Annotated in this window: 12 protein-coding genes; 5 read left to right on the forward strand and 7 right to left on the reverse strand. The window is 59.7% G+C overall.

Translation table 11 applies throughout. The features are described 5' to 3' along the window. Positions 1-106 precede the first annotated feature (106 nt). The 6 genes from QLG12_RS12275 to QLG12_RS12300 all read right to left on the reverse strand — a co-directional run bounded on the left by QLG12_RS12275 (position 107) and on the right by QLG12_RS12300 (position 7,182). On the reverse strand, positions 107-1,036 hold the full coding sequence (locus QLG12_RS12275) for a DHH family protein (protein WP_282474597.1): 930 nt from the start codon (positions 1,034-1,036) through the stop codon (positions 107-109). Beyond that, positions 1,036-2,229: an aminotransferase class V-fold PLP-dependent enzyme gene (locus QLG12_RS12280; protein WP_236195103.1), complete on the reverse strand. Its 1,194-nt coding sequence runs from the start codon at positions 2,227-2,229 to the stop codon at positions 1,036-1,038. Before QLG12_RS12280 ends, QLG12_RS12275 begins: the two co-directional genes overlap by 1 nt. Before the next feature lie 73 nt (positions 2,230-2,302). Then, positions 2,303-3,073, reverse strand: coding sequence for a sulfite exporter TauE/SafE family protein (locus QLG12_RS12285; RefSeq protein WP_197867620.1), 771 nt, complete (start codon positions 3,071-3,073; stop codon positions 2,303-2,305). A 1-nt stretch (position 3,074) separates the two neighbouring features. Next, positions 3,075-4,124, reverse strand: coding sequence for a selenide, water dikinase SelD (gene selD, locus QLG12_RS12290; RefSeq protein ID WP_197867619.1), 1,050 nt, complete (start codon positions 4,122-4,124; stop codon positions 3,075-3,077). A gap of 200 nt (positions 4,125-4,324) precedes the next feature. Beyond that, positions 4,325-5,608, reverse strand: a complete 1,284-nt coding sequence (locus QLG12_RS12295) for a Zn-dependent hydrolase (RefSeq protein WP_282474598.1) — start codon at positions 5,606-5,608, stop codon at positions 4,325-4,327. Positions 5,609-5,697: 89 nt separating this feature from the next. Next, on the reverse strand, positions 5,698-7,182 hold the full coding sequence (locus QLG12_RS12300) for an NCS1 family nucleobase:cation symporter-1 (protein ID WP_197867617.1): 1,485 nt from the start codon (positions 7,180-7,182) through the stop codon (positions 5,698-5,700). Between the two features lie 621 nt (positions 7,183-7,803). On the opposite strand from QLG12_RS12300, the gene hydA reads away from it, so the two are divergent. From hydA to preA, 3 genes are all read left to right on the forward strand, one after another. Further along, positions 7,804-9,243 (forward strand): dihydropyrimidinase, encoded by a 1,440-nt coding sequence (gene hydA, locus QLG12_RS12305; RefSeq protein WP_282474599.1) that lies wholly within the window; start codon positions 7,804-7,806, stop codon positions 9,241-9,243. A gap of 167 nt (positions 9,244-9,410) precedes the next feature. Beyond that, the gene (locus QLG12_RS12310; RefSeq protein WP_282474600.1) at positions 9,411-10,778 is read left to right on the forward strand and encodes an NAD(P)-dependent oxidoreductase; all 1,368 of its coding nucleotides are present in this window, start codon (positions 9,411-9,413) and stop codon (positions 10,776-10,778) included. Then, positions 10,779-12,053, forward strand: coding sequence for an NAD-dependent dihydropyrimidine dehydrogenase subunit PreA (gene preA, locus QLG12_RS12315; protein WP_236195108.1), 1,275 nt, complete (start codon positions 10,779-10,781; stop codon positions 12,051-12,053). Positions 12,054-12,313: 260 nt separating this feature from the next. On the opposite strand, the gene QLG12_RS12320 is transcribed toward preA, so the two are convergent. Continuing rightward, the gene (locus QLG12_RS12320) at positions 12,314-12,934 is read right to left on the reverse strand and encodes a TetR/AcrR family transcriptional regulator (protein WP_007952885.1); all 621 of its coding nucleotides are present in this window, start codon (positions 12,932-12,934) and stop codon (positions 12,314-12,316) included. A 192-nt stretch (positions 12,935-13,126) separates the two neighbouring features. Here QLG12_RS12320 and copC point away from each other — a divergent pair, with 192 nt between their 5' ends. Continuing rightward, a complete protein-coding gene (copC, locus tag QLG12_RS12325; protein WP_197867613.1) occupies positions 13,127-13,489 on the forward strand; it encodes a copper homeostasis periplasmic binding protein CopC in 363 nt (120 codons plus the stop codon). Positions 13,490-13,492: 3 nt separating this feature from the next. Beyond that, complete coding sequence (copD, locus tag QLG12_RS12330; protein WP_197867611.1) at positions 13,493-14,350, forward strand: copper homeostasis membrane protein CopD; 858 nt, start codon at positions 13,493-13,495, stop codon at positions 14,348-14,350. Positions 14,351-14,366: the final 16 nt, after the last annotated feature.

A 14,366-nucleotide genomic window follows, 5' to 3' on the forward strand; every position in this document is an offset into this window, starting at 1 on the left:
GCCTCGACACCCGAACACTTGCGGCATGGTTTGTTGCAGGTTGACGGCTTGGGTGTTGAACGACATCGCGTTGCTCCGTGTTTGAGGGATTCAACGGGATGACGATTCAGCTTTCGGGTTTGTGACGTGGGGTCTGTAAAGAAAGCCTCACCAGTTCTTTGCGCAGCATTGAGGGCTCTAGAAACGCGACTCCAGCGTGCCAGTCGAGTGACAACAAATGGCTCAGCTTCTGTTGGGAGACCAAGGGTTTGGCCAGCAGACAGCTTTTGCGGTCGCGGATGCTGATGAGGTTCAACAACCAGTCTTTGCCCTCCCCGGCCATCCAATCGTTGATCGCCGAGCGATGCCTTTCGAGCAAGGCATCAGCATCCCACACCGTCATTTGAGCGAAGACCTGCGGCAGGAGGCTGTCGGGTTTCATCCGTTTCAAGTCCGCTGCCAATGCGGCGCAGATGTCTGACTCGATAGCGGTCTGGCATTCGAGGAAATATTGCTCGGGCCAATCCGCCCCGAGCCTTGTTCGACGAGCCAGTACGTCATACGCGCGAACGTCCGCAGCAGTAATCATCTGCCCGGTAAAGTTCAACGTGTTGTCCAGAATGGCCGTGGCCAACAACAATGCACTGTGTTCGCTGATCAGCGGCAACTGACCTGCCGCCTCCCAGCGTTCAAAGACCTGGGTTGCCGCTGCACCAATCGCTCGGATATCAGCTGAAGGCCCGAGCCTTTGCGCCCAGTACTGTTCAAAGCCTGGGTGATGGTCGATGACTTCCACCACCTGATCGAGTACCACAATCGGGTCGAAATGGTGGTAGTCGCAAACATCCACCAACACAAACTCGTCATCCGGTTGCGGCAGGTAGTCGTCGAGCGACGAGGCTCCTTTCAGCACATTGTCGGTGATGCTCGCGTTGAGCGGCGCGCTGCTGACCGCCCTGGCCTGAATGCCCTGGCGGTTCAACAGTTCAGCGTACGCAATGCAACACGCGTACGCATCGATGTCGAGATAGGCACCTCCCGACGTCACGACCCGCATCAGACCGGCTCCAGCGCCGGGTGGGCGGGAGCATTCGACGGCAGATCCAGCGCCCGAGCAATGCCTGCAAGAATTCGCTCATAGGCCACTCCGCAGCCCTCCTCTTCGATCGAAATACGCACGGTGCTCCCGGCGACCCGCTCCGAAAAACCCAGTTGCATGACGGTATTGGACACGTTGTTTTTCTTGTCGGAACACGCCGAACCACCCGTGATGTAGATCGCTTGAGTGTTCAGCGACCACTGCAGTTTCTTGGTATTGATCCCCGGCAGCGCGATAAAACTGACACATGGCGCACGTGGTGCCCTCTGGCCGAACACCACCACTTCACCAAGCATGGTTTGCAACCGGGTTTCGAAATGTTCCCGCGCCGACTGCACCGAGCGCTGGTTAGCAGCGTACTTGATGTGTTTTTCCTGCAACGCCGTTTCAATCGAAAGAATGCCCGGATAATTTTGCGTACCGCCGCGCAGGCCGCCTTCCTGCCCCCCACCGGCAATCAACGGCGACAAGCCAAAACGGTCTCTGGCATAGAGAAAACCCGCACCCGGTAACGCGCCGAACTTGTGACCCGAGGCAATGGCAAAATCCACGCCGCATGCCTGTAAATCCACCGGGATTTTACCAATGGCTTGCGTCATGTCCGAAAACAGTAATCCCCCATGGGCTTTTACCTGCCGGGCGATCGCTTCGATCGGTTGGATCACACCGGTTTCGTTATGCACGGCCATGACGCAAACCAGGATCGGTCGCCCGGCATGGGCTTGCAGCGACTGCTGTAATTGATCGGTGTCGAGCAGGCCGTCCTGGTGGTGGCCGATCGCAACGGCGCACAAACCATCCAGGCAGTAGCGTTTGATGTTTTGCAGTGTGCAGGCGTGCTCGATCGCCGAGTAGAGCACCACGGGATGCTCGTGTTTGTGACGCTCGAAAAAATCATGAAAAACCTGCGCGCAACCCTCGCTGGAGCCACTGTTGAAAATCAGGCATTGCGTATCGACGTTCAACAGTCGGGCAATGTTGCCCCGCGCCCGCTCAACCCTCTCGAGCAATTGAATTCCGAGGGCATGATTGGCGTTCGGATTGGCGCATTGGCGGGCCGAAAACAACGTTTGAAGCATGCTGCTGACACCCTTCGATATGGGGGCCGAACCGCATACGTCGGCATAAATTGCATCCACAGTGATATCCATTTCAAACACGTCCAGTTTTCTGTTTTATGTCGTTCAGGATGCTGCCCGCAAAAGACGGACAATCGTTCTGTTTCTAGATAATCAAACGCGCCATCAGTTGGATCGAGCACAACAGAACAAAAGCGTTGAGTGCTCGTTTGAGGTGTTTGGCATCCAGCCGATGGGACAAGGCAGCCCCCAGGAAGCCACCCAGTAAAATCCCGATCACCAGTTCACCGGTGTAACCGAGAAAGTCTCCCGCCGTACCCATCCGTCCAAATAGCGCACCACTGGCTCCGATGATGCCGATCAGCGCAGAGGTCGATATGGCCTGCTTGATTGGCAAGCCGAACAGGCTGATCAGAACCGGTAGGTAGATGAACCCGCCGCCCTGCCCGACCAGACCGCACAACACGCCGAGCACCAGGCCTGTCAGCGGCAATGACAGCGCCGGGTGGTTGCACAACAGGGCGACTGGCTTGCGGAACAGATACGTCACCAATAGCGATAACAATCCCAGCAATCCAAACACGAAGAGAATGAAGTTCTCGCTGAACGCATCGGCATGCACCGATGCGAAAAAATTGGCAATCGCCATCGGCACCGCGAAGTTTCTGATCACTCGCCAATCCGGCTGGAACCGCACACGGTGCAGCGCGAACGAAACAAGCGAGGAGAAAAAACCCTGCGCGGAGGACAGACCGGTCACCACTTCGATCGGCAGTTTCTGACCGGACAGCATCGGATAGATCAGCACCAACAGAGGCGTCACAATGATGCCTCCACCAATACCGAACAGCCCCGACATGAACCCGGCCATCACCCCCACACCGGTCATGACCGGGTAGAACGTCATGGCGGCCATGTCAGCGAACCTTGATCTTGCCCGCGCCTTGCGTCACGCGCCCGATCACCATCAAGTCGGGGCACAGCGCCTGCCAGGCCTCACGGTTATCCGCCAGGCACGCTTCGCTCACGGTGAACAGCAACCCTCCGTTGGTTTGCGGATCGTGTAGCAGAAACTTCTTGGCCAGGGAAAGATCGCTGAGGTATTCGACGTGTTGGGTGTATTTTTTGATATTGGCAAAAACGCCGCTGTCAGCGGAGGTCACCGCCACTGCAAGGGCTTGTGCGTCGTCATAGAACGCCAGCGCGTCGGTGTCGAGCACGACATCCAGCTGCCCCAGCCCCACCATTTCGCTGATGTGGCCGATGAGACCGAACCCGGTGATGTCGGTCAGGCTACTCACCTCGGCACTTGCACTCAGGGTACGACCGAATTCGTTGTCGCCGGTAATCCGCTCCAATGTCTGTGCAGAAAGGTCCGACTGTTCGAGAATCCCCGCTTTCAGCGCACTTGCAAGAATTCCGACACCTATCGGCCGGGTCATGACCAAGACATCACCCGCCCTGGCGGTGTTGTTCTTCTTCAGACGGTGTTTTTCCACTTCTCCAATAATCGAGAAGCCGTAAAGCGGCTGGCTGTTCTTGATTGTGTGCCCACCCACGATGCTGACATTGAACCTGTTCATCACCGACTGCGCGCCGAGGATCATCTGAGTCACCTGCTCGACCGGTACTTGCTCCGGATCGAACGCCATGATCGAGTTGGCAATCAACGGATAGCCGCCCGAAGCAAAAATATCGCTCACCGCGTTGCTGGCAGCCAACTGGCCGAACACATAGGGATCATTGACGATCGGGGAGAAGTAATCGGTGGTGAACAACAGGTAGTTGTCGCCGTTGTCATAGACCGCGCAATCGTCGGAGGACTCGAATCCCAATACAACTCTGTCATCCGAGACGGTATTGGCGGAGGCTGTTTCCGACAGGATTTTGGTTAATACACTAGATGGGATCTTGCATCCGCATCCACCACTCTCAGACTTATCCATAATCTGGCAAAACGTCGACATCACTCTTCCTTAGAATCCATTTTCCACTTTCAAAACAGAGCCTTGGCCCCGTCACCACCTGTTACATCATGTTTCAGGCAGGGGCAAAATCGCACACTCTCATTACGAAAATGTGACAGTTAAAATGGATTCCGATGTCTGAGCGGTGACTGCTGGGGCGCATTCTGATTTCAGCCATGCGCCCCATTTTTATGACCGACTCACGCGGCCCGCTGTCCTCCCGCCACCGCCGCCGAAGCCGCCAGCATCGCCCGCAACAACACCGCACAGCCCGCCGCCAGATCGTCCGGCGCGGCGTTCTCGATTTCGTTGTGGCTGATGCCGCCTTCGCACGGCACGAAGATCATCCCGGCCGGGCCCAGTTCGGCGAGGAAAATCGCGTCGTGGCCGGCGCCGCTGACGATGTCCATGTGCGACAGGCCCAGCCCCTTGGCGGCGCCGCGCACGGCTTCGACGCAGCCCTTTTCGAAGTAAAGCGGCGGGAAGTCGGCGGTCGGGGTCAACTCGTAGGTCAGGCCGTGTTCTTCGCAGGTCGCTTCGATGACTTGCTTGACCTCGGCGATCATCGAGTCGAGGCGCGCCGGTTCCAGGTGCCGGAAGTCGAGGGTCATGCGCACTTCGCCAGGAATGACGTTGCGCGAACCGGGATAGGCTTGCAGGCAACCGACCGTGCCGCAGGCGTGGGGTTGATGACCGAGCGCTGCACGATTGACTGCACCGACAATCACCGAGGCGCCAACCAGGGCGTCCTTGCGCAGGTGCATCGGGGTCGGGCCGGCGTGGGCTTCGACGCCGCGCAGTTTCAGGTCGAACCACTTCTGCCCCAGTGCGCCGAGCACCACGCCGATGGTTTTCTGTTCGTCCTCAAGGATCGGGCCTTGCTCAATGTGTGCTTCAAAGTAGGCGCCAACTTTGTGGCCACTGACTTTGCGCGGCCCGGCGTAGCCGATGGCGTTCAGCGCTTCGCCGACCGTCACGCCGTCGGCATCGACCTTGGCCAGGGTTTCTTCGAGGGTGAATTTTTCCGCGAACACGCCGGAGCCCATCATGCACGGGGCGAACCGCGAGCCTTCTTCGTTGGTCCAGACCACCACTTCCAGCGGTGCCTCGGTTTCCACGCCGAGGTCGTTAAGGGTGCGCAGCACTTCGACCCCGGCCAGCACGCCGAAGCAGCCGTCGAACTTGCCGCCGGTGGGCTGGGTGTCGATGTGGCTGCCGGTCATTACCGGTGGCAGGTTCGGGTTGCGGCCGGCGCGACGGGCGAAGATGTTGCCGACTTCATCGACCGTGACGCTGCATCCGGCGTCCTTGCACCACTGCACGAACAGGTCGCGGGCCTGGCGGTCGAGGTCGGTCAGGGCCAGGCGACAGACTCCGCCCTTGACCGTGGCGCCGAGTTTGGCCAGCTCCATGAGCGACGTCCATAAGCGGTCGCGGTTGATGTGCTGATGGGTCGATTGCAGAACGTCTACGGCTGCGTTCATGGGGATCTCCTCAGGCTGCTGTTCTTATGGATGTCGCTGTGGTGTCTGGTAGACCGCTATCGCTGGCAAGCCAGCGATGAGGCCTGTCGCTACACCGCTGTTTTCACGGCAGAGGGCTGCGCACGCATCGCGCACAACCCGTAATAGATCAACCCGCCCAGCGCCGAGCCGGTGAACCAGCCGTAGCTGTAGAACCAGCTGAATGCGCTGCTGCCCAGCGACAGCAGGGTCAGCACCACCGGCACGCCGAAAGCGGTGAATCCGGCCAGGTTCCACGCCGGATACACGTCATCGCGGTACAGGCCGGCCAGGTCCAGTTGCTGTTTCTTGATCAGGAAATAGTCCACCACCATGATCCCGGCAATCGGCCCGAGCAGACTGGAATAGCCCAGCAGCCAGTTCGAATACACGGTTTCCAGGCTGACATCGGAGACGATCAGGCCGAGTTTTTTCAGCAGTTCATGGCCCATCAGCGCCAGCCCGACGAACCCGGTGAGAATCACCGCTTTGGTGCGGTTGATGACTTTGGGCGCGATGTTCTGGAAGTCGTTGGTTGGCGAAACGATGTTGGCGGCGGTGTTGGTCGACAGCGTGGCGATGATGATCAGCGCCATGGCCACCGCGACCCACACCGGACTCTGGATATGGCCGATCAACGTCACCGGATCGGAGACGCTGACGCCCACCAGTTTCACCGAGGCGGCGGTCATCACCACGCCCAGTGCGGCGAACAGGAACATGGTCAGCGGCAGACCGAAAATCTGCCCGAGGATCTGATCCTTCTGGCTGCGGGCATACCGGCTGAAGTCAGGAATGTTCAGCGACAACGTGGCCCAGAAACCGACCATCGCCGTCAGCCCGGCGGCGAAGTAGCTGACCACGCTCGCACCTTCGGGACGCTTCGGCGGAATCGCCAGCAACTCGGTCATCGACACATTCGGCATGGCCCATACCAGCAACCCGATGCCGACCGCCACCAGCAGCGGCGCCGACAGGGTTTCCAGCCATTTGATCGACTCGGCGCCACGGATCACCACCCACAGGTTCAGCGCCCAGAAGATCATGAAACCGATCACCTCCCCCGTGCCGCCGAGGGATTTCCAGCCCTCGAACACCGAGCCGAGAAACAGGTGAATCGCCAGTCCGCCGAACATGGTCTGGATGCCGAACCAGCCGCACGCCACCAGCGCGCGGATCAGGCACGGCACGTTGGAGCCGAGAATCCCGAACGACGAGCGCAGCAGCACCGGAAACGGAATCCCGTACTTGGTGCCGGGAAACGCATTGAGTGTGAGGGGAATCAGGACGATGACGTTGGCAAACAGAATCGCCAGCAAGGCTTCGCCGACGCTCAGGCCGAAATACGCGGTGAGCACACCGCCGAGCGTGTAAGTCGGCACGCAGATCGACATGCCGACCCACAGCGCGGTGATGTGCCATTTGTTCCAGGTTCGTTCGCGCACCTTGGTCGGTGCCATGTCGTGGTTGTAACGGGGACTGTCGAGGACGTCGCTGCCGGCTTCGAGTTCGAACAAGCCGTCGCGCTCGGTCACTTGCGATCTGTTCTGTTGCATGGCCGCTCCACTGTTCTTCTGATTATTTTTTTGCTCATCAGGCGACTGCACACGCAGGTGCGAGCCGAACGATGGCCGGAGGAACTGACAACTTTCATGCACCGGCCATGGTGTCAGCGGCGGCATCAATAAACGTGCCGAGTGCCCCGCTTGCGCATCGGGCCGTGCTTTCTATTTCCTGCAACTTACTGATGTTTATCAGTTTTAATTATTCACTTGGTGAGGCCGCGAAAACTTGACTGAACACTCAGGCCAAATGCCAGGCAAGTTGTCCGAACTGTCAGGACTCAATCTGGTGCACTGCATTATTTTTCTTCAGGACGCCTCATTCTCCGCTCAACTTCAAGCGGCTGATTTCACATAGGAAATCTTGCTCATATTTCCAACCTGTCAAGTGCGTCAAAATGGTGAAGCGCCTCACCATTTTGGTGATTCTGTATTTTTATCGTTATTTTTCAATTACTTAAAACAGCCATAAGCTTATAAAAAATAATCTTGATCAATTGCAGAACTGCGACTAGCGTCTATTCCTGACAGCGCTGACAAGATTACGCACTTGGCGCTGCAAGCAATAAAACACTAGAACCGGCACAAGTCGGTCATGCCTGCGAGGAACTCGGAATGTCTTTGTTGATCCGTGGCGCCACCGTTGTTACCCATGATGAAAGTTACCGCGCCGATGTCTATTGCGCTGACGGCGTGATCAAAGCCATTGGTGAAAACCTGGATATTCCCGCCGGCGCCGAAGTGCTCGACGGCAGCGGTCAATACCTGATGCCCGGCGGCATCGATCCGCACACCCACATGCAACTCCCGTTCATGGGCACCGTGGCCAGCGAAGACTTCTACAGCGGCACCGCTGCTGGCCTGGCCGGCGGCACTACGTCAATCATCGATTTCGTGATTCCCAATCCGCAGCAGTCGCTGCTTGAAGCATTTCACCAGTGGCGCGGCTGGGCGGAAAAGTCCGCCTCCGACTACGGCTTCCACGTCGCGATCACTTGGTGGAGTGAGCAGGTGCGTGAGGAAATGGCCGAGCTGGTCAGCCATCACGGGATCAACAGCTTCAAGCATTTCATGGCCTACAAAAACGCGATCATGGCCGCCGACGACACGCTGGTGGCGAGCTTCGAGCGCTGCCTGGAACTCGGCGCGGTGCCGACCGTGCACGCGGAAAACGGTGAGCTGGTTTATCACCTGCAACGCAAGTTGATGGCCCAGGGCATCACCGGTCCGGAAGCGCATCCGCTGTCACGCCCCTCGCAGGTCGAAGGTGAAGCGGCGAGCCGGGCGATCCGTATCGCAGAAACCATCGGCACGCCGCTGTACCTGGTGCATGTTTCGACCAAAGAGGCCCTCGACGAAATCACCTATGCCCGCAGCAAGGGCCAACCGGTCTACGGCGAAGTGCTGGCCGGGCATCTGCTGCTGGACGACAGCGTCTATCAGCACCCGGACTGGCAGACCGCCGCCGGTTACGTGATGAGCCCGCCGTTCCGTCCGCGCGGGCATCAGGATGCGCTGTGGCATGGCTTGCAGAGCGGCAACCTGCACACCACCGCCACCGACCACTGCTGCTTCTGCGCCGAGCAGAAAGCCGCCGGCCGTGACGACTTCAGCAAGATCCCCAACGGCACCGCCGGCATCGAAGACCGCATGGCGGTGTTGTGGGATGAAGGGGTGAATTCGGGGCGGTTGTCGATGCAGGACTTCGTCGCCCTCACCTCCACCAACACTGCAAAGATCTTCAACCTCTACCCGCGCAAGGGCGCGATCCGCGTCGGCGCCGATGCCGACCTGGTGCTGTGGGACCCGCAAGGCACCCGCACCATCTCCGCCAAGACCCACCATCAGCAGGTGGACTTCAACATCTTCGAAGGCAAGACCGTGACCGGTGTGCCAAGCCATACCGTCAGCCAGGGCCGTGTGGTCTGGGCCGACGGAGAGCTGCGCGCCGAGCGTGGGGCGGGCCGGTATATCGAACGGCCGGCGTATCCGGCGGTGTTTGATTTGCTGAGCAAGCGGGCTGAGCAACACAAGCCTACTGCTGTGAAACGCTGAAAGCGGCCTTCGGCCTCATCGCGGGCAAGCCCGCTCCCACAGGTTTTTATGCGCGCCATAGATCCCTGTGGGAGCTGGCTTGCCAGCGATGAGGCCAGTTCAGACACCACAAAAAACCACTGCCCGACAGAGGCAGAAAACCTCAATTAACCGTGAGGCAAAAAACCGTGATCGAGACCCTGAACCATCTCCCGCACCCGCACGAAAGTGCCGCCGCCCTCGCCGGCCATTTCACCGATCTGGCACCGCCGCTCAACGACCGCCAGGCGCATCTGGAAGCCTCGCGCTGCCTGTATTGCTACGACGCGCCGTGCGTGAATGCATGCCCGAGCGAGATCGACATTCCGTCGTTCATCCGCAATATCCATCAGGACAACGTGCCCGGCGCGGCGCAGAAAATCCTCTCGGCGAACATCCTCGGCGGCAGTTGCGCCCGGGTCTGTCCGACCGAGATCCTTTGCCAGCAAGCCTGCGTGCGCAACAACGCCCACGAATGCGCGCCGGTGCTGATCGGCCTGCTGCAGCGTTATGCCGTGGATAACGCGAACTTCACCGAACATCCATTCCAGCGCGCCGCCGCGACGGGCAAACGCATCGCGGTGGTCGGTGCCGGTCCGGCGGGTTTGTCCTGCGCGCATCGCAGCGCCATGCACGGGCATGACGTGGTGATTTTCGAAGCGCGGGAGAAGGCTGGCGGGCTCAACGAATACGGAATCGCCAAGTACAAACTGGTCGACGACTACGCGCAGAAGGAGCTGGATTTCCTCCTGCAGATCGGCGGCATCGAAATCCGTCACGGCCAGAAACTCGGTGAGAATCTGACCCTCAGCGAACTGCATCAACAGTTCGACGCGGTGTTCCTCGGCCTCGGCCTGAACGCCAGCAAGCAACTCGGCCTGCCCCACGAAGACGCCCCCGGCCTGCTCGCTGCCACCGACTACATCCGCGAACTGCGCCAGGCCGATGACCTGTCGCAACTGCCGTTGGCCGAACATTGCATCGTCCTCGGTGCCGGCAATACCGCCATCGACATGGCCGTGCAAATGGCCCGCCTCGGCGCCCGCGACGTCAATCTGGTCTATCGCCGTGGCGCGGCAGACATGGGCGCCACCGGCCATGAACAGGACATCGCCAAGGCCAATCAGGTGCGACTGCTGACCTGGGCGCAACCGGACGAAGTGCTGCTCGACGCGCAAGGCAAGGTGCGCGGCATGCGTTTCGCCCGCACCCATCTGGTGGACGGTCGCCTGCAAACCACTGGCGGGACGTTCGAACTGGCCGCCGATGCGATCTTCAAGGCCATCGGCCAGGCCTTCGACGGCAGCGCCCTCGCCGATCCGCTGGCCCGCGAACTCAAGCGTCAGGGCGAACGCATCCAGGTCGATGAAAACCTGCGCACCAGCATCCCCGGCGTGTATGCCGGCGGTGACTGCACCAGCCTCGATCAGGACCTGACCGTGCAAGCGGTGCAACACGGCAAGCGCGCCGCCGAGGCGATCAACGCTCAACTGATGCTCAACGTGGAGGCTGCGTAAATGGCCGATCTCTCGATTGTCTTCGCCGGTATCAAAGCCCCCAATCCGTTCTGGCTGGCCTCCGCGCCGCCCACCGACAAGGCCTACAACGTGGTACGCGCCTTCGAGGCCGGCTGGGGTGGCGTGGTCTGGAAAACCCTGGGTGAAGACCCGGCGGCGGTCAACGTGTCGTCGCGTTATTCGGCGCATTACGGCGCCAACCGCGAAGTGCTGGGCATCAACAACATCGAACTGATCACCGACCGCTCGCTGGAAATCAACCTGCGGGAAATCACTCAGGTGAAAAAGGACTGGCCGGATCGCGCGCTGATCGTGTCGCTGATGGTGCCGTGCGTCGAAGAGTCGTGGAAACACATCCTGCCGCTGGTGGAAGCCACCGGCGCCGATGGCATCGAACTGAATTTCGGCTGCCCCCACGGCATGCCGGAACGCGGCATGGGCGCGGCGGTTGGTCAGGTACCGGAGTATGTCGAGCAGGTTACGCGCTGGTGCAAGACCTATTGCTCGCTGCCGGTGATCGTCAAACTCACACCGAACATCACCGATATCCGCGTCGCCGCCCGCGCTGCACACCGTGGCGGCGCCGATGCGGTGTCGCTGATCAACACCATCAACTCGATCACCAGCGTCGACCTCGAACACATGGTCGCCCTGCCCACCGTCGGCAGCAAAAGCACCCACGGCGGTTATTGCGGCTCGGCAGTGAAGCCGATCGCGCTGAACATGGTCGCGGAAATCGCCCGTGATCCACAGACCCAGGGCCTGCCGATCTGCGGCATTGGCGGCATTGGCAGCTGGCGCGATGCGGCGGAGTTCATAGCTTTGGGCAGCGGTGCGGTGCAGGTGTGTACGGCGGCGATGCTCCACGGTTTTCGGATTGTCGAGGAGATGAAGGACGGCTTGTCGCGGTGGATGGACAGTCAGGGTTACGCCAGCATTGCCGAGTTTTCCGGGCGCGCGGTCGGCAATACGACCGACTGGAAGTACCTGGACATCAACTATCAGGTGATTGCGAAGATTGATCAGGAGGCGTGCATCGGTTGCGGGCGTTGCCACATTGCCTGCGAAGACACGTCACACCAGGCGATCAGCAGCCTCAAGCAGGCCGATGGCACCCATAAATATGAAGTGATCGATGATGAGTGTGTGGGGTGCAATCTGTGCCAGATCACTTGTCCGGTGGCGGATTGCATCGAGATGGTGCCGATGGAGACGGGCAAGCCGTTTCTGGACTGGAATCATGATCCGAGGAATCCGTATCACGTTGCTGTTTAGATTGCCTGCTGATCCAGAAGTCCCCTCATCGGAACGCCGCCCGCCTAACCCTCTCCCCGAGGGAGAGGGGACTGATTGGGGGATATTGATGAATTACACCGACGTGAAAGTCTTGCGTTGAATCCATAACCGAAGCTGCTAGAGCTGCGCTTTGAATCCATAATCGACCCGGTCTTGCAGGTCGATGTAGCTCGCAAGACACCTCGGTAGGCCCCCTCTCCCTCCGGGAGAGGGCTGGGGTGAGGGCCAGCTTTTGACTTTCAAGGTTCTAATCCGATCCCCCGCAAAATCACACTCGTCACCGTCTGCACCGCCCGCTCGAACTGCATGTCCGACAGCGGCTGATGCTCATTCAGAATATTCACCTGATGATCAAAGTCCGCATAGTGCTGCGTCGACGCCCAGATCATGTACAGCAGGCTCGACGGCTCCACCGGCAGAATCCGCTTGTCCTCGACCCACTGGCGGATCTTCGCCTCTTTCATCTTGGCCCAGTCATACAGGCTCACATCCAGCGCCTCGCCGAGGGTTGGCGCGCCGTGGATGATTTCGTTGGCCCAGACTTTCGAGCCGTAAGGCCGGCTGCGCGAGTGGTTCATCTTGGCGCGGATGTAGCTGCTGAGCACCACGCGCGGATCGTCAAACATTTCGAAGCACAGCGCGTCCTGCTTCCACACTTCCAGCAGGTCGAACAGCACCGCGCTGTACAGCTCGCTCTTGGTCGAGAAGTAGTAATGCAGGTTGGAACGCGGCAGCTGCACTTCAGCGGCGATGTCCGCCATGGCGGTGCCGCCGAAACCTTTTTCGGCGAAGACTTTTTCCGCCGCCAGCAGGATCTTGTCGACGTTGGTGCGGCGGATTTCGATCTTGTGATTGCCCATGAGGGCTCCCTGAAGACAACGTTGTTGAAGACTAGCATCCGCTCTGGGCATGGGGCGACAGCCGCGAACGATTCTTCACACACCTGGGCTTTTTTCTGGTTTAGGATCGCCCCGCCGACCTGACCTCACTCAAGGTAACGTGCATGGCACGCCCTATACTGTCGACCGTCACTCACTGAAAAGGGATTTCCCATGAAGCTGAAAAACCTGCTCACCGCTGGCGCGCTGCTGGCCTCGCTGATCGTCACTTCCCAGGCGTTCGCCCATGCCCATCTGAAAAGCCAGACTCCGGCCGCCGACAGCACCGTCGCGGCATCGGCAGATCTGCGTCTGGTGTTTTCCGAAGGCGTCGAAGCCAGCTTCACCAAAGTTACCGTGACCCGTGATGGCAAGCCTGTGGCGGTCAAACCGCTGACCACCGAAGGTGACAAGAAAACCCTGATCGTCACCCCCGAAGCACCGCTGAACGCTGGCGAATACAAGGTCGAATGGCATGCGGTGTCGGTCGACACGCACAAGAGCGAAGGCGCCTATCAGTTCAAGGTTGGCCAGTAATTCATGAGCGAAGCGCTGGTGCTGTGCCGGTTCCTGCATTTCATCGTGGTGTTGATGCTGTTCGGGGCCTGGCTGTTCCGGCCGCTGCTGCTCAAGGGTGAAGCGCCGTTGCTGGATCGGCACTTGGCGCGGATGGTGCGCTGGCTGGCGGCAATTGCTCTGTTCAGCGGCGCCATCTGGGCGTTGTTGATTACTGCCAGCATGGCCGGTTCGGCGGCTGCGGCGTTTGATCCGGCCACCGTCGAGCTAGTGCTGGGGCACACGTTTTTCGGTCAGGTCTGGCGCTGGCATCTGTTGATCAACGCCTTGTTGCTGGCCTTGCTGTTTACGCCTTGGCGTTCAAACCGGCCATTGCGGCTGGGCCTGAGCGCACTGTTGCTGATGACGCTGGCACCGGTCGGTCACGGCGCGATGCTCGATGGTTTCAGCGGGCAGATGCTGATCCTCAATCAGGTCATTCACCTGACGTGCGTCGGCGCCTGGCTTGGCGGGTTGCTGATGCTGGTGATGATCCTGCGCCAACCTGACAAAAACATTCGCGAAATCCTGCGGCGATTCAGCGGGCTCGGTTACGGGCTGGTCGCCGGCTTGCTGATCACCGGGTTGATCAACGTGCGCGTGCTCACCGGCCAGTGGTGGCCGACACCGCTGTTCTCGGGATTCGCCCTGATCCTGTTGATCAAGGCGCTGCTGGTGTCCGGCATGCTTGCACTCGCGCTGTTCAATCGCCTGCGGATCAACGATTGCGAACAGCGGATCGACACCCTCAAGCGCAGCGTCATGCTCGAATGGCTGCTGGGCATCGGCGCCGTGGCGGCGGTGTCCGTGCTCGGCACCCTGCCGCCGATGATCGCTGCCTGAAGGCTCCCACAAATTG

This window comes from Pseudomonas sp. V88_4 (assembly GCF_029967985.1).
In the GTDB taxonomy this organism is placed as follows: Bacteria; Pseudomonadota; Gammaproteobacteria; order Pseudomonadales; family Pseudomonadaceae; genus Aquipseudomonas; species Aquipseudomonas glycinae.